The sequence below is a fragment of the Pararhizobium qamdonense genome, assembly GCF_029277445.1.
Classification (GTDB): Bacteria; Pseudomonadota; Alphaproteobacteria; order Rhizobiales; family Rhizobiaceae; genus Pararhizobium; species Pararhizobium qamdonense.
Genome location: NZ_CP119566.1, coordinates 1,135,189 through 1,156,584 on the forward strand (window position 1 = coordinate 1,135,189; position 21,396 = coordinate 1,156,584).

A 21,396-nucleotide genomic window follows, 5' to 3' on the forward strand; every position below is an offset into this window, starting at 1 on the left:
AGTAACCATGTCGAATAACCGCCAGCGTATTCTCGTGCCTGGAAAAATGAACCAGCGCGTGCTCGACCGTTTGCCTGACCATTTCGACCCCGTTTTCATCGCCGCCACCGATCCAGCGCTGGTCACGGCCGAGCTTTCGTCCAGCGTTGCCGGCATCGCAGTCCAGGGTAAAATTCCAGCCGAATTCGTTGATGCATTTCCCAAGCTGGAAATCATCGCCAATTTCGGCGTCGGCTATGATGGCGTGGACGCTGTGCATGCGGCAGAGCGTAGTGTCATGGTGACCAACACGCCGGATGTGCTGACGGAAGAGGTCGCCGATACCGCTATTGGCCTGCTGCTCAATACGGTCCGGTGTTTCCCGGTTGCCGAACAGTGGCTGCGTCAGGGACGCTGGGTCAAGGAGGGCGCGTTTGTTCTCACGCCGTTGACGCTGCGCGGCCGCACCGTCGGTCTCTATGGCCTCGGCCGGATCGGACTGGCGATTGCCAAGCGGCTGGAAGCCTTCGGTGTCTCCATTGCCTATCATACCCGCACGCCGCGCGAGGGGCTGGCCTATACACACTACACGACGTTGAAGAGCATGGCGGAAGCGGTTGATACGATCATCGTCATCGTGCCCGGAACCGAGAGCACCCGCAGGACCGTCAATGCCGAGGTGTTGCAAGCCCTGGGGCCGCAGGGTGTATTGATCAATGTCGGACGCGGCACGACCGTGGATGAGGAGGCACTCATCGATGCCCTGCAGCGCGGCGTTATTGCTGCCGCCGGTCTCGATGTCTTTGAGAATGAACCCCACGTTCCCGAGGCTCTTCTTTCTCTGCCGAATGTCTCGCTTCTGCCGCATGTCGCCTCGGCCTCGCAGGCGACGCGCGATGCCATGGCCGATCTGGTGGTGGACAATCTGGTTGCCTGGTTTGAAACCGGTGCAGCATTGACGCCGGTCCCGGAAACGCCGTTCAAGCGGAAGACGGCGTAACGCCGTCAACCCTTCGTCTTGGCCGCCGCATAGGCGCGAACGGCATCGCCGAATGCCTCAAACAGGGTCGAGGACGGTGTGTCCTTGCCGACCCAATATTCCGGATGCCATTGCACGCCGACAGCAAACGCTTTGGCGTCGATGACCGATACGGCCTCGACAGTGCCATCCTCGGCGACGGCCTCGACGGCCAACCGGGGGGCAGCCTTCGAGATTGCCTGCCGGTGCAGCGAATTGACCTGCACTGCGCCGGCGCCAAGAATGGAGGCGAGGCAGCTGCCTTCCTTGACGAGGACATTCTGGCGGATGCCGTAGGCGATATCGAGATCCGGCACATCGGGCTTGCGGTGATCGGAAATGCCGGGCATGTCCTGGATTTCGCTTGCCAGCGTACCGCCCAGCGCAACGTTCAGTTCCTGAATGCCGCGGCAGATGGCAAGCACCGGCACGCCGCGTTCCAGCGCCCGCCGGATCAGCGGCAAGCTTGTGGCGTCGCGGCCCGGATCGAACGGGCCATCGGCCTCCGTCGCCTCCTGACCATAGAGCGAGGGATGAACATTCGTGCGCGATCCGCTGACCAGCACGCCATCCACCCGGTCGAGGATTTCATCGGCATCATTGCCATTCTCAAGGGCCGGAACGAGGAAGGTCATCACGCCGGAGCCTTCGACGGCGGCACGAACATATTGATGCGGCGTGGCATGCCAGACATTGCCGTCGAATGTCCTGAAGTCAGCGGGTATGGCTACAACCGGTTTTGGCACTGCTGGGTCTCCATTTGCGGTCCGTCAGCATCGCTGAAAGCAAGGCCTCTTATCACATGATCAAGCCATTGCCCTGACGGCCAACGGAAGTCAATTCCGGTCGCGGCGGCGGTATACGCAAACCTCTTGTCAGCAACTGGCAAGATATGGCCCTTTGTCTTAGAATTGGAGTAACCATTCCATCAGATAAATCGCCGGGCAAAATTACTAGAAAAAAGCCTTGTGCCGGCGCGGGTCAAAACCGGTTTGCAGCGTGAAACCATGTCCGGTTGCAGAAAGGCATTACTCCTTAAAGATGGCTACAATACTGGGTTGAAATCCGTCAAAGTCAGCGTGTTTGAACCGATATACCTAATATATGCAGTGATTTTTTCCGGTAACCGCGCGAAATCTTTCGTTAAACCCTCGGGAATAACACTTCGCCAAACCGGAGCAGGGGGTTCATGAAGTCAAATGAACAGAGCGCTCTTCCGACCGATGTGTATCTTTCGTTCGTAAGCTCACTCTACGATTATCGACAGACATTGTTGATCGGCATGCTGTCGCATGTCGTAACATTCCTGCTTGTCTTTGCAAAAACCCACGATCCTTTTTTCCTCGGCTGCACGGTCGCCATTGTGCTGATCTGGCTCGTCCGGGGCGTCGGCATGCGCCGGTTCGACCGGGAAGATCTGGCCTCGCTGAGCTTTGAAGGCATCCGCCGCTGGGAAAACCGCTATAATGCCGGTGGTGTCTGCGCGACGCTGACGCTGGGAATAGCCTGCGGCTATGCCATCCTCGCCACCCGCGATCCCTTTGCCGAACTCGCCTGCATTTCCGTGACCCTTGCCACCATGGTGTCGCTCGTCGGCCGCAATTACGGTTCCGCGCGTGCCGTCGTCGTCATGTCCCTGTCGGCCTGCGGCCCGATCATCCTTGGTCTGCTCGGCCTGATGGACGTGTTCATGGCGCTGCTTGCCGTCCTGATCGTGCCATTCATCCTCACCACCTGGTCGATGGCGCGCGGTGTGCGCGAAACCCTGCACAAGAATGTTCTGGCCGCGCGCGAGATATCGACGATCGCCAGCCGGTTCGATCTCGCGCTCAACAATATGCCGCATGGCCTGTTTATGCTGGACGCAGACAATCGCATTCTGGTCGCCAACCGGCGGGCCTGTGAGCTTCTCAATCTCGGCGAGCGCGAACGCCTCAAGGACTGCCATCTCGATGCCGTCCTGCGCTACGGCGTGCGCCACACGTTTCTGGAGCAGGATCAGGCAAAGCAGGTGCTGAAGCAGCTGAACCAGCTGGTGCAGGGCATGCAGTCGCGCGCGCTCATCCCGTTTTCAGACGACCTGTTTCTGGAGTTTTCCGCAAGCCGCCGCGACAATGGCGGCGTCGTGCTGATTTTTGAGGACGTGACGGCGCGGGTGCGGGCGGAAAAGAAGATCCTGCAGATGGCGCGGTTCGACACGCTGACTGGCCTGCCCAATCGCGACTATTTCGGCGAACTGGTCAGCAATGCGCTCGTCGATAAAAACCGCAATGGTCTGGCCGGCTTCATGATTCTGAATGTCGCCGAGTTCAAGCATGTCAACGATACGCGCGGCCATATCGTCGGCGACAGATTGTTGTGCGCGATCTCCGAGCGGCTGAAGAAGGTGACGGGGAACAAGGCGATTGCAGCGCGCCTGATGGGCGACGAATTCGTTCTGTTCTTTTCCAGCGACAGCAACCGGCGTGTGCTGGAAGAGCGCATGCGGGCGGTGCACGCCCAGATGCGCGGCGCCTATCTCGCCAGCGGCTTTACCTTCAATATCTCGATGAGCGCCGGCTACGTGATTGCCGATAATTGCGATTTCCGGCTGGAAGACATGCAGATCAAGGCCGATCTCGCGCTGTTTGAGAGCAAGAGCCGCGACAAGGGCAGCTGCACCGCGTTCGAAGCGGAGATGGATGCAAACTATCTCGACAGGCAGAAGCTGAAGACCGATCTGCGCGAGGCAATCGAGATGGGCGGGCTGTCGGTAGCCTATCAGCCGATGTTCATTGCCGACGGCTCGCGCATCGAATGCTGCGAGGCGCTGGCGCGTTGGACCCATCCCGAGCGTGGCCCGGTTTCGCCGGATGTGTTTATCCAGGTGGCCGAGGAAATCGGTGTGGTTTCCAGCATCACCAAATTCATGCTGCGGCAGGCCTGCCTCGATTGCCTGCAATGGCCAAGTCATATCGCCGTTTCCGTCAATCTCTCGGTTCTCGATCTGCGCAACGGCGAGATCATCCCGATCGTCACGGATATCCTGTCCGAGACGGGGCTCGATCCGTCCCGGCTGCATCTGGAAGTGACGGAAAGCTGCCTGATGGAAGAGGCGGCCAAGGTGCAGACGATCCTGCAGGAACTGCGCGCGCGCGGCATTACCATCGCTATCGACGATTTCGGGACGGGCTATTCCAGCCTCAGCTATCTCGATGCGCTGCCGCTCGATATCATCAAGATCGACCGCTCCTTCGTGCGCAACATCCGCGAGGACGCCCGCCGCTTCAAGCTTCTGCGCGGCATGGTCAACCTGTCGCGCGAGCTCGGATTGAAAATCGTCATCGAGGGGGTCGAGACCAGCGACCAGTTGGCGCTGATCAATCAGTATAAATGTGCCGACCTGATCCAGGGATATGTGTTTGCCGCGCCCATGCCGTCGCTTGCGATCGAAAGCCTGTCAGACACATTGCTGAAGAAGCTTTCCGTATCGAAACGGCGCAGCCGGCGGACCGCGTAGACGTAGAGTCTCAATTCGCCTTGCTTTCGATCCGACCGTGCTGCCATTCCGGGACACCGGAGTTGCGCCTGTTTCACGCCGTTACGCCATCAAAAAGCTCAATGGTAATTTAGCGTTAACTGTCTGTTAACCTTAACAAATGGTTTATGCTTAATAAACCATTAAGATATTGTGAGGTGCCTCCGTTTAGCCGATGAATGCCCATTCAACAGGGGCGTTTGACGAGATGAAAGCGGAGCAGAACAGATTTTCAGAGCGGTTGCTCGAACTGTTGGACCATGTGGAATACCGCCGGGTCGAGACGGGCGAGGACATGGAAGATGTCGCCCGCATTCGTTTCAAGGCCTATAAGATGGCCGACATCCTGCCCTTGTCCGGCACGATGCTGATCGATGACATCGATTTCGACAGTCACGCCTATGTGTTCGGGATCTATTTCGAGGAGCGCCTGATCAGCACGGTGCGGGTGCATCATGTGACGCCCGAACATCGGGTCAGCTCGTCCGGCTCGGTCTTTGGCGCCGAGATCGACAGTTTTCTGGATGCCGGCCTGTCCCTGATCGATCCGGTCCGGCTTGCCGCCGATCCGGAGATCCTCAAGGAAATGCCGGCGATCCCCTATCTGACCCTGCGGGTCGCCACTATGGCCTCCGAGCATTTCGATGTCGACCGGTGTCTGTCGCTGGTCAAGCCGCAGCATGCCGCCTTCTACAGGCGCATCTTCGATGCCGACACGATCGTGTCACCGCAAAAGAACTGCGGCGACTACAAGATCGACCTGACGCTGCTTGCTGCCCGCGTCCGCGAAATCCGGCCCTGGCTCTATACGCGGTTTCCGTTTTTCGATTCGGAAGCGTTCGAGCGGCGCATGATGTTCGGGGATGACCGGGAGGCGCAGTATGCGCCGCTGACGGTGCTGCCAACCGCGCGGCTGGCGCTGACGATGCAGAGCCGTGCGCGCAATCCGGGCTGACCAGGCTTGAAGTGCCGCAACGGCCCTCCGCCACACCGTTATGCCGCAGGTTGCAGCTGCAGTTTTCGTTGCGTTTGACCGTGGCTTTGTGTAAGGCCACCTATGCGCGATCGATGCTCTCGGGCTCTTTGAATGCGCATGGAATGGAAGAGAGACGGGATGCCGCGCTTGCCGCCAAAGGCGAACCAGCGCGCGGCTGAATTTCAGGGAGATATGACAATGGCTGAACATCACTCCGGACCGGCCGAACTGGGCGCACCGATGGATTATGCCGAACACGAGAAGACCTATAATTTCTTCCTCGAGGCGACGAAAATTGTCACGATCTTCTGCGTTGCGCTGCTGATCGCCATGGCTGCCGGTTTCTTCACCAGCGCCGGCTTCTTCACCGCCTTCGTTCTTTTCGTTCTCCTCAATATCGCCGGTTTCGTGCTGCTGCGCTGACCGGCTTTCCAAAGTTCTGACGGAAGCGGCACTTGGGAGTGAGGTGCCGGCTTTTGCATGGCCCGGTGTTCGCCGGGCCGGAAAAGGCATGCGCGCAGGCCGCCGGAGGGTGGCTCAAGGCGTGATTATCGAGTGTACGGGATAGTGGAAATCGCGGCCTGCCGTGCTCCCGCCCGTTTCAGGGAGGAACCTGTGGCAGAGACCGTATTCATACCGTTGGAAACATTTCCGGGTGAGGGCCGTATCGCGGCGTCGCCTGAGAGTGTGAAGAAGCTCAAGACCCTCGGCTTCGATGTCGTGGTTCAGGCCGGTGCCGGCACTCTGTCGCGTATTCCAGACAGCGAATTCGAAAAAGCCGGTGCGGCGATCGGCTCTGCCGGGGATGCTGCCCGCGCCGATGTGGTGCTGAAGGTGCGGCGCCCGTCTTCGGCAGAAGTCGCAGGCTACAAGTCCGGCGCCATCGTGCTGGCGATCATGGATCCCTATGGCAACGATCAGGCATTGGCCGATATGGCCAAGGCCGGCGTTTCGGCATTTGCGATGGAGCTGATGCCGCGCATCACCCGTGCCCAGTCCATGGACGTGCTCTCCTCTCAGGCCAATCTTGCCGGCTACCAGGCCGTGATCGAGGCGGCCTCAGAATATGACCGGGCGATGCCGATGATGATGACGGCGGCGGGCACTGTCCCTGCGGCAAAGGTCTTCGTCATGGGCGCTGGCGTTGCCGGCCTGCAGGCGATTGCCACGGCGCGGCGTCTGGGTGCCGTTGTCTCCGCCACCGACGTCCGCCCTGCTTCCAAGGAACAGGTCGCCTCGCTCGGCGCCAAGTTCGTGGCCGTCGAGGACGAGGAATTCAAGGCGGCCGAAACCGCTGGCGGCTATGCCAAGGAAATGTCGGCGGAATACAAGGCCAAGCAGGCGGCGCTGACCGCCGAGCATCTGGCCAAGCAGGATATCGTCATCACCACCGCGCTGATCCCCGGCCGCCCGGCGCCCCGGCTCATCACCCGCGATATGCTCAAAGCGATGAAGCCCGGCTCGATCGCCGTCGATCTGGCCGTCGAGCGCGGCGGCAATGTCGAAGGTGCGGTTGCCGATCAGGTGGTCGAGGTCGAGGGCGTCAAGGTCGTCGGCTACACCAATATGCCCGGCCGTATCGCCGCGTCCGCGTCCGCACTCTACGCCAAGAACCTCGTGACGTTCCTCGAGACTATGGTTTCCAAGGAAACCAAGGCGCTGGCGCTCAATGCCGGGGACGAACTGGTCAAGGCGACGATGCTGACGCATGGCGGTGCCGTGGTGCATCCGAATTTCGCCGCAGCGCCGGTCGTGGTTGCCGCAAGCTCTTAAAAAATTGGAGAGGGCAGCGTGCGTGCTTCGGGGAGAAGCGCGGCTGCCTCAGGGAGAAATGGTATGGCCAATGAGATGCTCGACAAGGCGATCGGCGAGCTCGACCGGGCGGTCGAAGCGGTGCGCACCGCCGCCGAATATGTGCCGGATGCCACCGGTAATGTCGTCCACGGGTTGAGTGGCGGCGCGATCGATCCGTTCGTGTTTCAACTGGCGATCTTCGTTCTGTCGATCTTCGTCGGCTATTACGTGGTGTGGTCGGTGACGCCGGCTCTGCACACGCCGCTGATGGCGGTCACCAATGCGATTTCCTCGGTTATCGTCGTTGGTGCACTGCTTGCCGTCGGCATTTCTGCCTCCGGCCTTGCCACCGGCTTCGGCTTCGTGGCGCTGATCCTTGCCTCGGTCAATATTTTCGGCGGCTTCCTGGTGACCCAGCGCATGCTGGCCATGTACAAGAAAAAAGAGAAGTGAGGCTGCCGTCATGAGTGCCAATATCGCAGCCTTCCTCTATCTGGTTTCCGGTGTCCTGTTCATCATGGCGCTGCGCGGTCTGTCGCATCCGACCACCTCGCGCCGGGGCAATATTCTCGGCATGGTCGGCATGGGCATTGCCATCGTCACCACGCTTCTGCTGGCCACGCCGTCGTTCGGCGGTCTGGTGCTGATCGTGCTCGGTCTTGCCATTGGTGGCGGCGCGGGTGCCTATATCGCCCGCTCGATCCCGATGACGTCGATGCCGCAGCTTGTCGCCGGCTTCCATTCGCTGGTCGGTCTTGCCGCCGTGCTCGTCGCAGCCTCGGCACTGTATACGCCGTCCTCTTTCGGCATCGGTGAGATCGGCGGGATCCATGCCCAGGCGCTGGTCGAAATGGCGCTTGGTGTCGCCATCGGCGCCATCACCTTTACCGGCTCGATCATCGCGTTTCTGAAGCTCGATGGCCGCATGTCCGGCAAGCCGATCATGCTGCCGTTCCGCCATGTCATCAACACGGTGCTTCTGCTGTTGATCATCTTCTTCATCGTCGGGCTTGCGGCGTCGGAAAGCCATTTCGATTTCTGGGCGATCGTTGTTCTGTCGCTGGTGCTCGGCGTGCTCTTGATCGTGCCGATCGGCGGCGCCGACATGCCGGTGGTCGTTTCCATGCTGAATTCCTATTCCGGCTGGGCCGCTGCCGGCATCGGCTTCACACTTGGAAATTTGGCGCTGATCATCACCGGCGCTCTGGTCGGCTCGTCGGGCGCGATCCTGTCCTACATCATGTGCAAAGGCATGAACCGTTCCTTCATCTCGGTCATCCTCGGCGGTTTCGGTGGCGATACTGCAGCCGCTGCCAGCGATGACGGCGTTGTCCGCACGGTCAAGCAAGGCTCGGCCGATGATGCCGCCTTCCTGATGGCCAATGCGTCGAAGGTGATCATCGTGCCGGGTTACGGCATGGCGGTGGCGCAGGCCCAGCATGCCGTGCGCGAACTGGCGGATGCGCTGAAAAAGAATGGCGTCGAAGTGAAATATGCCATCCATCCGGTTGCCGGCCGTATGCCCGGCCATATGAACGTGCTCTTGGCCGAGGCCAATGTGCCCTATGATGAAGTGTTCGAACTCGAAGACATCAACTCGGAATTCGCGCAGGCAGACGTAGCCTATGTCATCGGCGCCAACGACGTCACCAACCCGGCGGCACGCGACGACAAGACCTCGCCGATCTATGGCATGCCGATCCTCGACGTCGATAAGGCCAAGACCTGCCTGTTCGTCAAGCGCTCGCTCGGCTCCGGCTATGCCGGTATCGACAATACGCTGTTCTATAAGGACGGCACGATGATGCTGCTTGGGGATGCCAAGAAGATGACCGACGATATCGTCAAGGCGATGAACCACTGACGGCAGTCTTCAAAGCTGAACGCGAAAATGCCCGCCGGTGTGGCGGGCATTTTTGTGACTGGAGGTCAAAATATCCGGATCAGATGGCTGCCGGAGCCAGCGTCATCTTCTCGACGCCGATAGCAATATTCAGGCCTTCCTGAACCTGAACGTTGACGGGTTGCAACATGAACGCCTTGTCGATGCCGCCACCAAGGATCTTGGCGCCCGCACCGGCTGCAAAGCTCGCATCGGCTCCAACGCCGTAATAAGCGCCGCTCAGCGGAAAGTTGGCATCGCTGACGCCGGTCTTGGCGAGCACATCCCAGATCATTACGCTCTTGCCGGTCTGGCCAAGATCAATACCGAATTTCTCGATCTTGCCGTCATAAACCGCTGCCGGTCCGCCAGCCGCCGAGGTGTAGGTGCATCTCAGAAGCTTCTCGGATGTGATGATCATGCCGACGTTACCGTCCGAGCCACATACCAGCCGGCCCAGGGTCACATAATCTGCGGCAGCCACTGGTGCGACCCAGACGGCGGCCAGTGCAGTTGCGGCGATGATTGTGCGTTTCAACATGGTTCTTACTCCTGTTCTACCCCTTCATCGCCGTTTTTGCTCTGAGGGGGCGTTCAATTCTTCGCGCATGCGGGGTTCATAAGGGCAATGCGCGGATGGTGAGCCAACAACGGATCGCAGAGAAGTTGGTTCCCTCCAGTACGAAGGACAAGCAATAAAAAACCCGCTGCGGTGGCAGCGGGTTGATATGTCGCTTATCGGTAAAGGCTTGCTTTTACCCGGTGGCCTTCACGCGTGCCAGGCCGGCGCGGGCTGGTTCGTATTTGGGATCCAGCGACAGCGCATGGCCGTAGGATTTTGCCGCCTTTGCCTTGTCGCCACGGCGCTCATAGACCAGCGCCTGGTTGGCCCAGGATTCGGCGATCTTGCCGTTCAGATTGATGGCCGTGTTGAAATCCGCAAACGCGTTATCGTCGTCGTTGGTGGCGACATAGGAAATCCCGCGGCCGTTGTAAGGCTCGGGCGCACTGGGCGAAAGCGAGATCGCGGTGGAGAAATCCTCGATCGCCTGGGCATGCTGCTTGCGGGCCTGATAGATCAGGCCGCGATTGTGATAGGCGCGGGGATCTGTCGTGTCGAGTTCTATGGCCTTGTTGAAATCGGCGAATGCCTGATCCAGCTGCCCGGCCTGGCGGTAAAGATTGCCGCGGCCGATGAAGGCGACGTCGTAACGCGGGTTCAGCTGCAGCGCCCGGTTATAGTCGGATTGTGCCGACGACTGGTCGCCCATATTGCGCTCGACAAGCGCCCGGTTGGCATAGGCCTGGTAAAATTGCGGGTTGAGTTCGATCGCCTTGTTGAAATCGGCAAGCGCCCGGCGGAATTCGCCGGCGCGGCCATAGGCCGACCCACGCACATTGTAGCCTTCCGGATCGCTCGGATTGGCCGAAATCACGGCGGAGAGCGAGGCGATGTTCTCCTCGCTGCCCTGTGCCCGCTCGACACGCATCGTGTCGTTCGACGTCTCGGCGGTGGTGCAGCCTGAAAGCGCCAAAGCGCCGGCCACCGCCAATAGGGAGGCGAGAGCGAAGCCGCGTCGATGGGAGCGCCCGGCATGGCCGGTATGGTCGGAAAAATCCGCAGTCCTGGCAGTCGATGTCAAGATTGATTTCCTCGATTAAGCGAAGCGTCTCGGCATGTCCCGGGCCTGAAGCGGCGGATCGGGCCAGCATGCACAGTTTCAAAGTCCGGGACGCTCTTACACCATAATGGGTGGCACCATCATGATGGGCGTTCCGTGTGTCCGAAGACAGTGTAGCACGCTCTGCGCGCTGGTCGCCCGTACGCGGAATTATTTCCGGTGCGACTGAAGAAATAGAAAGAGCGGTGGCGATGATATCGCCCCCGCCCGATTTACGCGTCAAATGCGCCGTAAATGCTTGATCAGCGTGCTGCAGCCGCCGAAGGGCGGGCGGTCACGATGCCGCTTTCGCGCTGCAGACGCTTGCGGGCCAGCTTGCGGATGCGGCGAACGCCTTCAGCCTTTTCGCGGGCGCGCTTCTGGGATGGCTTTTCGTAGGCCTCACGCATCTTCATTTCGCGGAAAATGCCTTCGCGCTGCATCTTCTTCTTGAGTGCGCGAAGCGCTTGATCGACATTGTTGTCGCGGACTAGTACCTGCACGTGAATCCCGTTCCTTCAGTTTGGAGTGATCGCCTCATGAAGTCAGGTCAACGAGGCAAAAAAATAATGTTCGCGGAGCCCGGAAGCTTTACGATTGGGTGAGCGGATACCAGATCGCTCGCCCAAAGTCCAGCTTGCAGTTGCTTTACCCTACTGAAACTGCCGGAAAACCGTGGCTTTGCGGCATGGGGTGCGGGAATTGCGATGCGGCGAGGGTGTGCGTCAGCAGGTGCGGCGCGCTTTCCCATATGTGCACCGCCTTATATTGCAGCGGGGATGCGGCATGTCGCAAGTCGTGCGACAAGCGCCGTCTCGCGTCGCAAAAGAAACGTTGCGGAAGTCCGGGATTTGCGATTTCTAGGTTCGACCTTAAGAAATTCACCGGCCTTTCGGCAGGACTACGGAGTGTGAAAGCGGATGCGCAAATATTCGGTTTTTGCTGTCGCTCGCGAAGCGATGCGCGGCCACAGGGGATGGGAGGCGCAATGGACCTCGCCCGAGCCGCGCAAGGAGTATGATGTCATCATCATCGGCGCCGGCGGTCATGGCCTGGGCACGGCCTATTACCTTGCCAAGGAACATGGCATCACCAATATCGCGGTGCTGGAAAAAGGCTGGCTCGGCGGCGGCAATACCGGCCGCAACACCACCATCATCCGCTCCAACTATCTTTATGACGAGAGCGCGGGGATCTATGATCACGCGCTGAAGCTCTGGGATGGGCTCAGCCAGGATCTCAACTACAACGTCATGTATTCGGCGCGCGGCGTGATGATGCTGTCGCACAACATCCACGACCAGCAGGTGTTCAAGCGGCATATTCATGCCAACCGCCTGAACGGCATCGACAATGAATGGCTGACGCCGGAGCAGGCGCAGGAATTCTGCCCGCCGCTCGATATTTCCCGCAACGCCCGTTATCCGATCAATGGCGCCGCCCTGCAGCGCCGCGGCGGCACGGCACGTCACGATGCCGTTGCCTGGGGCTATGCCCGTGCGGCCGCCGATCGCGGTGTTCATATCATCCAGAACTGTGAAGTCACCGGTATCCGCCGCAACCCGGACGGTTCCGTTGCCGGTGTCGATACCAATCGCGGCCAGATCAATGCCAAGAAGGTCGGCGTCGTCGCCGCCGGTCACACCTCGGTTCTGATGGAAATGGCCGGCGTGCGCATGCCGCTGGTCAGCTATCCGCTGCAGGCCTTGGTGTCCGAGCCGGTCAAGCCGATCTTCCCCTGCGTTGTCATGTCCAACACCGTGCACGCCTATATCTCGCAGTCCGACAAGGGCGAACTCGTCATCGGCGCCGGGACCGACCAGTATTCCTCCTATTCGCAGACCGGCGGCCTGCAGATCATCACCCATACGCTGGATGCGATCTGCGAGCTGTTTCCGATCTTCCGCCGGATGAAGATGATGCGCTCCTGGGGCGGTATCGTCGATGTGACGCCGGATCGCTCGCCGATCCTCGCCAAAACCCCGGTTTCCGGTCTCTATGTCAACTGTGGCTGGGGAACCGGCGGCTTCAAGGCGACGCCGGGCTCGGCCAATGTCTTTGCCCACACCATCGCCAACGACGCGCCGCACAGGATCAACGCGCCGTTCACGCTGGAACGCTTCCGCTCAGGCCGCCTGATCGATGAAGCGGCCGCCGCCGCCGTTGCGCATTAAGGGGAAAACACCATGCTTTTGATCTACTGCCCCTATTGTGAGGAAGAGCGTTCCGAGCTCGAATTCCGCCAGGCCGGCGACGCGCATATCGCGCGTCCGACCGATATGACCGATATGACCGACGAGGATTTCGAGGCGTTCTTCTTCCTGCGCGACAACGTTAAGGGTCTCACCTTCGAGCGCTGGCGCCACCTCAACGGCTGTGGCCGGTTCTTCAATGCGGCCCGCGATACCGTCAGCGACAAGTTCCTGACGACCTACAAGGCCGGCTTGCCGAGACCCGATCTTGGCACATTGCGCCCGGCAACCGAAGTCACAGTCGAAACCTATGAAGCTACGGAGTCGGATGCTAAATGAGCGGCGCCAATCGTATCCCCGGTGCAGGCCGTCTCACCCCTGCAAAAACCGCCCGTTTCTTCTTCGATGGCAAGAGCTATGCAGCCCTTGAGGGCGACACGGTCGCGTCCGCGCTCCTGGCCAATGGCGTGCATCTCGTCGGCCGCTCGTTCAAGTATCACCGGCCGCGCGGCATCGTGTCGGCGGGTGCGGAAGAGCCGAACGCCCTGATCGGCGTCGAGCGGGATGCTGCCCGCAAGCAGCCGAACGTGCGCGCCACCGTGCAGGATGTCTTTGATGGCATGAAGGTGATCTCGCAGAACCGCTGGCCGTCGCTCGCCTTTGATGTCGGTGCTGTTAACAATATCCTGGCGCCCTTCTTTGCCGCCGGTTTCTACTACAAGACCTTCATGTGGCCGAAGCAGGCCTGGAAGCATGTCTACGAGCCGCAGATCCGCGCGGCCGCCGGTCTCGGCGTTTCGCCGACCGAGGACGATACCGATCATTATGCCAGCCGCTACGCCCATTGCGACGTGCTGGTGATCGGCGCCGGCGTTGCCGGTCTTTCGGCAGCGCTTGCCGCCGCCAAGACCGGCGCCCGCGTCATCATCTGCGACGAACAGCCGGAAGTCGGCGGCGCGCTGCATTACGATAAGAGCGTCACCATTGACGGGCTGGATGGTTTCACCTGGGCACAGGCGACGGCCGCCAACCTGGCGAAGATGGACAATGTCACCGTGCTGCCGCGCACGACGGCCTTCGGCTACTACGCCCAGAATTTCGTCGGCCTCAACGAGCGCGTGACGGAGCATCTGGCAAAGCCCGACAAGAGGCTGCCGCGCGAGCGCCTCTGGCAGGTCCGCGCCAAGCGCGTCATCATCGCCACCGGCGCGATCGAACGGCATATGGTGTTTGCCAATAACGACCGCCCCGGCATCATGCTGGCCTCGGCCGCGCGCACCTTCCTCAATCATTTCGGCGTCGCCGTCGGCAAGAAGGTGGGCGTCTACACCGCCAACGATTCAGCCTACGAGGCCGCCTTCGACCTGAAGCGTGCCGGCATCACCATCGCTGCCATCGTCGATAGCCGCGAGCAGCCAGGCGAAGCCGTGCTTGCAGAAGCCCGGTCTCTCGGCATCGAGGTCCTTACTGGGCACGGTGTCGTCGATACCGGCGGCAAGCTTCGGGTTTCGTCCATGTCGGTTGCCCGCAATGGCGGCGGCTCAGCCCGCAAGATCGCCGTCGATGCGCTGCTCGTATCGGCCGGATGGACGCCGTCGGTGCACATGTTCTCGCAGTCGCGCGGCAAGGTGGCCTACGACTTCGAAAGCCAGCGCTTCCTGCCCGGCACCTATGCGCAGGATTGCCTTTCCGTCGGCGCCTGCAATGGCACCAACGACCTGCAGGCCACCATCGAGGAATCGCTGGCCGCCGGCGAGCTGATGTCGAACGCATCGGGCTTTACCGCCGCAGACAAGCTGGAGCTTCAGGGCGTAAACGCCTTTGCCTGGACCGGCGGCATGGCGGGTGCGGCCGAAGGTGCGGGGCCTGACACGACGGTCAAGGCCTTCATCGACTTCCAGAACGATGTCTGTGCCAAGGATATCCGTCTTGCGGTGCGCGAAGGCATGCACTCGATCGAGCATATCAAGCGCTTCACCACCAATGGCATGGCAACCGACCAGGGCAAGCTGTCCAACATCCACGGCCTTGCCATCGCCGCCGAAACGCTTGGCCGCGAAATCCCCAAGGTCGGCCTCACCACCTTCCGTGCGCCCTATACGCCGGTGACTTTCGGCACGCTGATCAACCATTCGCGCGGCGAACTGTTCGACCCGACCCGCAAGACGCCGATGCATGCGCTGGAAGAAGCTGAAGGTGCGGTGTTTGAGGATGTCGGCCAGTGGAAGCGCGCCTGGTATTATCCGCGCGCCGGCGAGGACATGCATCAGGCCGTCAACCGCGAGTGCAAGACCGTGCGTGACGTTGCCGGCATCTTCGATGCCTCGACGCTCGGCAAGATCGAGGTGGTCGGCCCGGATGCGGCGCAGTTCCTCAATCTCATCTACACCAACAGCTGGGATACGCTGAAGCCCGGCCGCTGCCGCTACGGCATCATGCTGCGCGAAGACGGTTTTGTCTATGACGACGGCGTTGTCGGGCGCATGGCGGAAGATCGCTTCCATGTGACGACGACGACGGGCGGCGCTGCCCGTGTCATGAACCATATGGAAGATTATCTGCAGACAGAGTTTCCGCATCTGAACGTCTGGCTGACCTCTGCCACGGAGCAGTGGGCCGTCATCGCGGTTCAGGGACCCAAGGCCCGCGAGATCATCGCGCCGCTGGTGGAGGAGATCGACCTGTCGAACGAAGCCTTCCCGCACATGAGCGTTCGCGAAGGCAAAATCTGCGGCGTGCCGACACGGCTGTTTCGCATGTCGTTCACCGGCGAAACCGGCTTCGAGGTCAACGTCCCCGCCGATTTCGGCCCGGCCGTCTGGGCTGCGATCTATGAACGTGCGCAAGCGCTCGGCGCCTGTGCCTACGGGACCGAGGCGATGCATATCCTGCGCGCGGAAAAGGGCTACATCATCGTCGGTCAGGACACCGATGGCACCGTGACCCCGGACGATGCATCGCTCGGCTGGGCCGTGGGCAAGAAGAAGACGGATTTCGTCGGCATCCGCGGCCTGCGCCGCCCCGACCTGGTCGCCGATGGCCGCAAGCAGCTTGTCGGACTTTTGACCAAGGATCCCAACGTCGTGCTGGAAGAGGGCGCGCAGATCGTTGCCGATCCCAACCAGCCGCTGCCGATGACGATGATCGGGCATGTGACCTCGGCCTATTGGTCCGAAAATTGCGGCCGTTCGATCGCACTGGCACTGGTTGCCGGCGGCAAGGCGAAGATCGGCCAGACGCTCTATGTGCCGATGCCCGACAAGACGATCGCCGTCGAGGTGAGCGACATGGTGTTCTTTGACAAGGAAGGAGGCCGCATCAATGGCTGATCTGATTGGGGCCAATGTGGCATCTGTTGCATCCCGCACCCTGCCGTTTGCAGGCTTTCATGGCGGCTCTGGTGCTGCCGCGCTTTCGGTGGCAGCACCCGCAACCCGGATTTCGCTGCGGGCAAAGCCCGATGCCGTCACCGCACTCTCCGGTGCGCTCGGACTGCCGCTGCCGGTCAAGGCCAAGACCTCGGTATCGTCGAATGGCCGCCATGCGCTCTGGCTCGGGCCGGACGAATGGCTCGTCGTCGACGAGAACGGGGCCGACCTGATGGCGGCTGTCACTTCAAGCAACGTGATGCATTCGGCAACGGATATTTCCCACCGCAACACGGCTGTCATCGTCAAGGGCCGTGGTGCCGCAGTGGCAATCAATGGCGGCTGCCCGCAGGACCTGTCGCTGACAGCCTTCCCGGTCGGCGCTTGCTCGCGCACGGTCCTGGCCAAGGCCGAAATCGTGCTCCTGCGCACTGCCGAGGACACATTCCGGGTCGAATGCTGGCGGTCGTTTGCGCCTTATGTCTCGACGCTGCTTGCTGAAGCTGCAGAGGATGCGGGGAACTGACGGCGGTTTACGCCGCGCTGATCAGCCAATACATTCGGTAGAACCGGCATCCTCCCTCTTCTCCCCAGCGGGGAGAAGGTGGCCCGCAGGGCCGGATGAGGGGGCGGTTCGCCCCGAACTCGCGGAAACACCCCCTCATCGCCTCGCATGCGCTCGGCACTTCTCCCCGCTGGGGAGAAGGGGGAAGTCCCTCTCAGGCTCCCTCATTTCATACGCAGTCACCCGACTGGAGACCGGATAGCCTTGCCGGAGACCGGAGAGGAACCAAGCGACCTTCTGCATCACGCATCCTCCGGCCGGTCCTTCGGGTCGAACTGGATGATCGTCAGCCAGGTGGCGGTGAGGGCCGGTTTGCGTTCGTCTTCGATATCGACGGTGACCTCGTAGGTGACCATCAGCATGCCGGCGCCGCGGAAGCGGGCTTCGGCCATGGTGAAGTGGCCGCGCACCCTGGCGCCGCTTTTCACCGGCGTCATGAAGCGCACCTTGTCGAAACCGTAATTGATGCCCATCGTCTGTTCGCGGATGCGCGGCAGGCAATTGTAGTTCATCGCCGAGAGCAGCGAGAGCGACAGGAAACCATGGGCGATCGTGCCGCCGAAGGGGGTTTCGGCGGCGGCGCGAACCGGGTCGGTGTGGATGAACTGGTGGTCGTCGGTGGCGCCTGCAAATTTGTCGATGGTCTCTTGCGAGACGGTGATCCAGTCGGAGGTACCGACCTCGGTGCCCACCAGGTTCTTGACGTCAGATAGCGAAATTTCCTGCGGCATTCTCTTTTCCGATCAAAAACATCCCCCGTTTCTCTATATGCCGCTCATGCGAAAAACGGCAATCGGGGGGAGCCGTCATGCTCATAAAATCTCGACGTGGAACCCGACACTTCGCGCCGCCACCCGGCCGATGCCGGCATTGGCCGACGGCAAAAGGCTCTGCCAGCCCGACCCCGGCCGGACCGGGAGCTGGATCGCATGCGGGGCATGGCTGCGGTTGATGGCGATGGCAAGCCGGGTGCGCCTGCCTTGCACGGCGTCGCCGGTTGAAAGCAGCATGACCAGGTGATCGGCCACAGCGCTTTCCCAATCGGCCGTTGTCATCGGCTGGCCATCGAACCGCAGCCACTCGACATCGCCGTTTCCGCTGAAGAAAGCGGTATCATGAAAGACATCGAAGCGGGCGCGGATCTGCGCCAGCGTGGCCGTGTGCCCAATCAGCGTGTCGTCCAGTGTCGTCCAGTCGATCCAGGTGATGGCATTGTCCTGGCAATAGGCATTGTTGTTACCGCGCTGGCTGCGGCCGCCTTCGTCACCGGCCGTCAGCATGATCGCGCCGCGCGTCGCAAACAGGGTCGATAGCAGCGCCATGACGTCGCGGCGGCGGAAGGCGATAACCTCCGGATCGTTCGTTGCGCCTTCAACGCCGTTGTTCCAGGAGTGATTGTCGTTATGGCCGTCGCGATTGTCCTCGCCATTGGCTTCATTGTGCTTGCCGGCATAGGAGACGAGATCCATCAGCGTGAAGCCGTCATGGGCGGCGATAAAATTGACGCTGCGGGTCTGTTCGCCGTTGTTGCGGGAAAAGATATTGGATGAACCCGCAAGGGCCGTCGCCAGCTCGCCGATCGTATGGCTATCGCCGCGCCAGGTGCGGCGCAGGTCGTCGCGGGCGCGGTCGTTCCATTCGAGAAATGGGGCCGGAAAATTGCCGAGCTGGTAGCCGCCGGGGCCGATATCCCAGGGCTCGGCAATCAGCACGCGGTCCTTGAGCACCGGATCGGTGCGCATTTCGGTCAAAAGTGCGGCATCGCTGCTGAAGCCATTCATGTCGCGGCCAAGGATCGAGCCGAGATCGAAGCGGAAACCGTCGATGCCTGCGGACAGAACGAAATGGCGCAGGCTGTCGAGGATCAACGTTCGCACCACCGGATGATCGCAGGCAATGGTGTTGCCGCAGCCGGTGTCGTTGATGAGTTCGCCCGGCCGGTCCGTGGCGTGGCGATAGTAGACATGGTTGTCGAGGCCGCGCATGGAGAGCGTCGCGCCGAAGCGGTCGCTTTCGCCGGAATGGTTGAAGACCAGGTCGAGAATGGTGCCGATGCCTGCGGCATGAAGGGCTGCAACGGTTTCGCGCAATTCGGTCATGCCGCCCGGCACCAGGCGCGGATCGAGCGCCATGAAGGCGATGGGGTTATAGCCCCAGCCGTTGGTTAGCTTGAGCGGCGGCAAATGGCGCTCGTCGATCCAGGCCGTCACCGGCATCAGCTCGATGGCCGAGACGCCGATCCGCTGCAGATGGGCGATGACGGCGGGATGGGCAAGCGCTGCAACGGTGCCGCGCTGGTGTTCCGGCACGTCTGGGTGCAGCATGGTGAAGGGGCGCACGGCAATTTCGTAGATCAGACCGCCGGTTTCAAACACCGGCGCTTGCTGCGGCGCGTTCTGTGGCGCGGTCACGATTGCCTTCGGCACCAGATCGGCGGTGTCGTCGCCGAAGGCCGACAGGCGGGGATCGTAATGGAAGGGCCGGTCGAGTTCGCGGGCATAGGGATCGACCAGAAGCTTGGCGGGGTCGAACCAGAGGCCGTTATCCGGGTCGTAGTTTCCCGATGCGCGAAAACCGTAGCGGGTTCCGGCGGGGGCGTCGGCAAGGGTGAGGCTATATAGATCGTCCTCGCCACGCTGCATCGGCAGCCGGCGCAGTTCGCGATCACCGGTTTCGTCATAAAGGCAGAGGTCGATGCCGGACGCCGTGCTTGAGCGGACCAAAAACGTCGTGCTGCTGCCGGTGAGTGTGGCGCCAAGGGAAGAGACGGACGGGTTCGGCATCGGGGATCACCTTGGGATGACGCGGGGCGGATGGCGGTTTGTACCGGCTTGGTTTGACAGTGATTTGTCGCTGCTTTGGCAAATGTTGCAAGCGCTATGTTTCACCCTCCCCTTGAGGGGAGGTAGCACTCCCCTTCTCCCCAGCGGGGAGAAGGTGCCCGAAGGGCGGATGAGGGGGCGGTCCGGCATGAGCGGGGCGGTTTAAGCTGCGTTCTTTAAGCTTTAAACATTCAGGATGTCTTTGTTTGAGGTGGCTTCGCCCCCCTCATCCGGCCCTGCGGGCCACCTTCTCCCCGCTGGGGAGAAGAGGGAGGATGCCGTATCTTCTGCGGCCCTAAGACACGTCTGTCATGATGTTTCAGCCCAGCCGTTGTGCGGGTTTTGTCAGGGCTCTATAGATGGGCCATCCTCATTTCCATATTGCCAAGCGAGTGCCCTATCATGTCATCCCGTATCAAGCTGCATCGTGACGGACCGGAATTTTCAAGGCTGGTCTGGGGGGCGTTTCGCATTGCCGACAATCCGGAGACGAGCGGGGTCGCCTCGATTGCGCGCACGGTCGATACTTGCCTGGATGCCGGGATCACCACGATCGATCATGCGGATATCTATGGCGGCTACCGTGTCGAGGCGCTGTTTGGCGAGATGCTGGCGACGCGGCCGGACTTGCGCAACCGGATCGAACTGGTGACCAAATGCGGTATCGCGCTGACCAGCGCAGCGCGGCCGGAGCATCGGGTCAAGCATTATAACAGCACGGCGGAGCATATCCGCCGCTCGCTGGAAAACTCGCTGATCAACCTGAAGACCGACCATGTCGATCTCCTTCTTTTGCACCGGCCCGATCCGCTGCTGGATGCGGGCGAGGTGGCCGGGGTACTTGAGGCGCTGGTGGCGGAGGGCAAGACGCGTGCTGTCGGCGTGTCCAACTATACGCCGTCGCAGATTGCCCTTTTGCAGTCGAAGCTCAACATTCCGCTGGTGGCAAACCAGATCGAGCTTTCGGTCAGCCATACGCAGCCTCTCATCGATGGAACGCTGGATGACTGCCAGCGCCTGGGGATCGCGCCGATGGCGTGGTCGCCGTTGGGGGGCGGGCGCCTGTTCGACAAGGAGAAAGGCAACCCTGAACTCGTCGAGCTCCTGACCCGCCTTGCGGAGAAATATGGCGTACCGGGGGCGGGCACGGTCGCGCTGGCCTGGCTGCTGCGCCTGCCGTCAAAGCCGCTGCCGATTATCGGCTCGACCGAACCGGAGCGGGTGCGCGCCCTTTCGCGCGCAGGCGAGATCATATTTGACCTGCAGGACTGGTTTCAGGTTCTGGAAGTGGCACGCGGCCGGCCGGTGGCGTAACGACAGGCTGGTTTACCCTAAAAGCTTGACCAGCTGCCATTCGCCGTTTGCGTCTTTCTCGACGCGCTTGTTGCCACGGTAGCAGCGCAGCTTACCGGCCTGCTTGTCCATGACGAGGCGGGTCGGGGTGGATTTGGACTTGCCGTTTTCGCCAATGGCGGCGGCGAGCGCTTCCTTGAATTTCCCGGCCTTGTAGAGAGCGACGAGATCGTTGTCGGTCATTGTCGCGGTTCCTTGCGGGTGGGTTTAGTGAGGCATGCCAGTGAGTCAGAGTTTTATGGGATGGAAGAACCCTTCCCCACAAGGGG

At 61.1% G+C, this 21,396-nt stretch carries 19 protein-coding genes; 12 read left to right on the forward strand and 7 right to left on the reverse strand.

Features of this window, described 5'->3' with window-relative positions:
• Positions 1–7 precede the first annotated feature (7 nt).
• Complete coding sequence (locus tag PYR65_RS05370) at positions 8–979, forward strand: 2-hydroxyacid dehydrogenase (RefSeq protein WP_276120211.1); 972 nt, start codon at positions 8–10, stop codon at positions 977–979.
• A 5-nt stretch (positions 980–984) separates the two neighbouring features.
• On the opposite strand, the gene PYR65_RS05375 is transcribed toward PYR65_RS05370, so the two are convergent.
• On the reverse strand, positions 985–1,743 hold the full coding sequence (locus PYR65_RS05375) for a gamma-glutamyl-gamma-aminobutyrate hydrolase family protein (RefSeq protein WP_276120212.1): 759 nt from the start codon (positions 1,741–1,743) through the stop codon (positions 985–987).
• 443 nt (positions 1,744–2,186) lie between these two features.
• On the opposite strand from PYR65_RS05375, the gene PYR65_RS05380 reads away from it, so the two are divergent.
• The 6 genes from PYR65_RS05380 (at position 2,187) to PYR65_RS05405 (ending at position 9,148) form a co-directional block, all read left to right on the forward strand.
• Complete coding sequence (locus tag PYR65_RS05380; protein WP_276120213.1) at positions 2,187–4,496, forward strand: putative bifunctional diguanylate cyclase/phosphodiesterase; 2,310 nt, start codon at positions 2,187–2,189, stop codon at positions 4,494–4,496.
• 226 nt (positions 4,497–4,722) lie between these two features.
• The gene (locus PYR65_RS05385) at positions 4,723–5,469 is read left to right on the forward strand and encodes an N-acyl amino acid synthase FeeM domain-containing protein (RefSeq protein WP_276120214.1); all 747 of its coding nucleotides are present in this window, start codon (positions 4,723–4,725) and stop codon (positions 5,467–5,469) included.
• Positions 5,470–5,688: 219 nt separating this feature from the next.
• Entirely contained in the window at positions 5,689–5,913 is a 225-nt protein-coding gene (locus PYR65_RS05390) for an aa3-type cytochrome c oxidase subunit IV (RefSeq protein WP_060639570.1), read from the forward strand.
• 192 nt (positions 5,914–6,105) lie between these two features.
• On the forward strand, positions 6,106–7,263 hold the full coding sequence (locus tag PYR65_RS05395; RefSeq protein WP_276120215.1) for a Re/Si-specific NAD(P)(+) transhydrogenase subunit alpha: 1,158 nt from the start codon (positions 6,106–6,108) through the stop codon (positions 7,261–7,263).
• Positions 7,264–7,326: 63 nt separating this feature from the next.
• Positions 7,327–7,737 carry an NAD(P) transhydrogenase subunit alpha gene (locus PYR65_RS05400; RefSeq protein ID WP_276120216.1) on the forward strand — a complete coding sequence of 137 codons (411 nt, stop codon included), beginning with the start codon at positions 7,327–7,329 and terminating at the stop codon, positions 7,735–7,737.
• A gap of 10 nt (positions 7,738–7,747) precedes the next feature.
• A complete protein-coding gene (locus tag PYR65_RS05405) occupies positions 7,748–9,148 on the forward strand; it encodes an NAD(P)(+) transhydrogenase (Re/Si-specific) subunit beta (protein WP_060639295.1) in 1,401 nt (466 codons plus the stop codon).
• Between the two features lie 79 nt (positions 9,149–9,227).
• Here PYR65_RS05405 and PYR65_RS05410 read toward each other — a convergent pair whose 3' ends face one another.
• The 3 genes from PYR65_RS05410 to rpsU form a co-directional block, all read right to left on the reverse strand.
• Positions 9,228–9,707: a DUF992 domain-containing protein gene (locus tag PYR65_RS05410; RefSeq protein WP_060639296.1), complete on the reverse strand. Its 480-nt coding sequence runs from the start codon at positions 9,705–9,707 to the stop codon at positions 9,228–9,230.
• 214 nt (positions 9,708–9,921) lie between these two features.
• Positions 9,922–10,809, reverse strand: coding sequence for a tetratricopeptide repeat protein (locus tag PYR65_RS05415; protein WP_276120217.1), 888 nt, complete (start codon positions 10,807–10,809; stop codon positions 9,922–9,924).
• A gap of 281 nt (positions 10,810–11,090) precedes the next feature.
• Positions 11,091–11,336, reverse strand: a complete 246-nt coding sequence (gene rpsU / locus PYR65_RS05420; protein ID WP_328518504.1) for a 30S ribosomal protein S21 — start codon at positions 11,334–11,336, stop codon at positions 11,091–11,093.
• 411 nt (positions 11,337–11,747) lie between these two features.
• Here rpsU and PYR65_RS05425 point away from each other — a divergent pair, with 411 nt between their 5' ends.
• Genes PYR65_RS05425 through PYR65_RS05440 form a run of 4 tightly spaced genes read left to right on the forward strand, consistent with a single transcriptional unit; the run spans position 11,748 to position 16,913 of the window.
• Positions 11,748–13,001: a sarcosine oxidase subunit beta family protein gene (locus PYR65_RS05425; protein WP_276120218.1), complete on the forward strand. Its 1,254-nt coding sequence runs from the start codon at positions 11,748–11,750 to the stop codon at positions 12,999–13,001.
• 12 nt (positions 13,002–13,013) lie between these two features.
• On the forward strand, positions 13,014–13,358 hold the full coding sequence (locus PYR65_RS05430; protein WP_060639300.1) for a sarcosine oxidase subunit delta: 345 nt from the start codon (positions 13,014–13,016) through the stop codon (positions 13,356–13,358).
• A complete protein-coding gene (locus PYR65_RS05435; protein WP_276120219.1) occupies positions 13,355–16,348 on the forward strand; it encodes a sarcosine oxidase subunit alpha in 2,994 nt (997 codons plus the stop codon). The genes PYR65_RS05430 and PYR65_RS05435 overlap by 4 nt, the downstream gene beginning before the upstream one ends.
• Positions 16,341–16,913: a sarcosine oxidase subunit gamma gene (locus PYR65_RS05440; protein ID WP_276120220.1), complete on the forward strand. Its 573-nt coding sequence runs from the start codon at positions 16,341–16,343 to the stop codon at positions 16,911–16,913. Before PYR65_RS05435 ends, PYR65_RS05440 begins: the two co-directional genes overlap by 8 nt.
• A 281-nt stretch (positions 16,914–17,194) precedes the next feature.
• Here PYR65_RS05440 and PYR65_RS05445 read toward each other — a convergent pair whose 3' ends face one another.
• Together PYR65_RS05445 and glgX are read right to left on the reverse strand one after the other, a co-directional pair.
• Complete coding sequence (locus PYR65_RS05445) at positions 17,195–17,683, reverse strand: MaoC family dehydratase (protein WP_060639303.1); 489 nt, start codon at positions 17,681–17,683, stop codon at positions 17,195–17,197.
• A gap of 81 nt (positions 17,684–17,764) precedes the next feature.
• Positions 17,765–19,735 (reverse strand): glycogen debranching protein GlgX, encoded by a 1,971-nt coding sequence (gene glgX / locus PYR65_RS05450; protein ID WP_276120221.1) that lies wholly within the window; start codon positions 19,733–19,735, stop codon positions 17,765–17,767.
• A 441-nt stretch (positions 19,736–20,176) separates the two neighbouring features.
• On the opposite strand from glgX, the gene PYR65_RS05455 reads away from it, so the two are divergent.
• The gene (locus tag PYR65_RS05455; protein WP_276120222.1) at positions 20,177–21,088 is read left to right on the forward strand and encodes an aldo/keto reductase; all 912 of its coding nucleotides are present in this window, start codon (positions 20,177–20,179) and stop codon (positions 21,086–21,088) included.
• A 12-nt stretch (positions 21,089–21,100) separates the two neighbouring features.
• On the opposite strand, the gene PYR65_RS05460 is transcribed toward PYR65_RS05455, so the two are convergent.
• Positions 21,101–21,310, reverse strand: coding sequence for a hypothetical protein (locus PYR65_RS05460; RefSeq protein WP_060639306.1), 210 nt, complete (start codon positions 21,308–21,310; stop codon positions 21,101–21,103).
• Positions 21,311–21,396: the final 86 nt, after the last annotated feature.

What these genes read in the sequence shown, in the direction of transcription:
- PYR65_RS05410 (WP_060639296.1), bottom strand. Translation starts at nt 9,707, where the DNA reads ATGTTGAAACGCACAATCATCGCCGCAACTGCACTGGCCGCCGTCTGG.
- PYR65_RS05385 (WP_276120214.1), top strand. Translation starts at nt 4,723, where the DNA reads ATGAAAGCGGAGCAGAACAGATTTTCAGAGCGGTTGCTCGAACTGTTG.
- PYR65_RS05430 (WP_060639300.1), top strand. Translation starts at nt 13,014, where the DNA reads ATGCTTTTGATCTACTGCCCCTATTGTGAGGAAGAGCGTTCCGAGCTC.
- PYR65_RS05445 (WP_060639303.1), bottom strand. Translation starts at nt 17,683, where the DNA reads ATGCCGCAGGAAATTTCGCTATCTGACGTCAAGAACCTGGTGGGCACC.
- PYR65_RS05425 (WP_276120218.1), top strand. Translation starts at nt 11,748, where the DNA reads ATGCGCAAATATTCGGTTTTTGCTGTCGCTCGCGAAGCGATGCGCGGC.
- PYR65_RS05390 (WP_060639570.1), top strand. Translation starts at nt 5,689, where the DNA reads ATGGCTGAACATCACTCCGGACCGGCCGAACTGGGCGCACCGATGGAT.
- PYR65_RS05400 (WP_276120216.1), top strand. Translation starts at nt 7,327, where the DNA reads ATGGCCAATGAGATGCTCGACAAGGCGATCGGCGAGCTCGACCGGGCG.
- PYR65_RS05455 (WP_276120222.1), top strand. Translation starts at nt 20,177, where the DNA reads ATGTCATCCCGTATCAAGCTGCATCGTGACGGACCGGAATTTTCAAGG.
- glgX (WP_276120221.1), bottom strand. Translation starts at nt 19,735, where the DNA reads ATGCCGAACCCGTCCGTCTCTTCCCTTGGCGCCACACTCACCGGCAGC.
- PYR65_RS05435 (WP_276120219.1), top strand. Translation starts at nt 13,355, where the DNA reads ATGAGCGGCGCCAATCGTATCCCCGGTGCAGGCCGTCTCACCCCTGCA.
- PYR65_RS05380 (WP_276120213.1), top strand. Translation starts at nt 2,187, where the DNA reads ATGAAGTCAAATGAACAGAGCGCTCTTCCGACCGATGTGTATCTTTCG.
- PYR65_RS05460 (WP_060639306.1), bottom strand. Translation starts at nt 21,310, where the DNA reads ATGACCGACAACGATCTCGTCGCTCTCTACAAGGCCGGGAAATTCAAG.
- PYR65_RS05370 (WP_276120211.1), top strand. Translation starts at nt 8, where the DNA reads ATGTCGAATAACCGCCAGCGTATTCTCGTGCCTGGAAAAATGAACCAG.
- PYR65_RS05440 (WP_276120220.1), top strand. Translation starts at nt 16,341, where the DNA reads ATGGCTGATCTGATTGGGGCCAATGTGGCATCTGTTGCATCCCGCACC.
- PYR65_RS05405 (WP_060639295.1), top strand. Translation starts at nt 7,748, where the DNA reads ATGAGTGCCAATATCGCAGCCTTCCTCTATCTGGTTTCCGGTGTCCTG.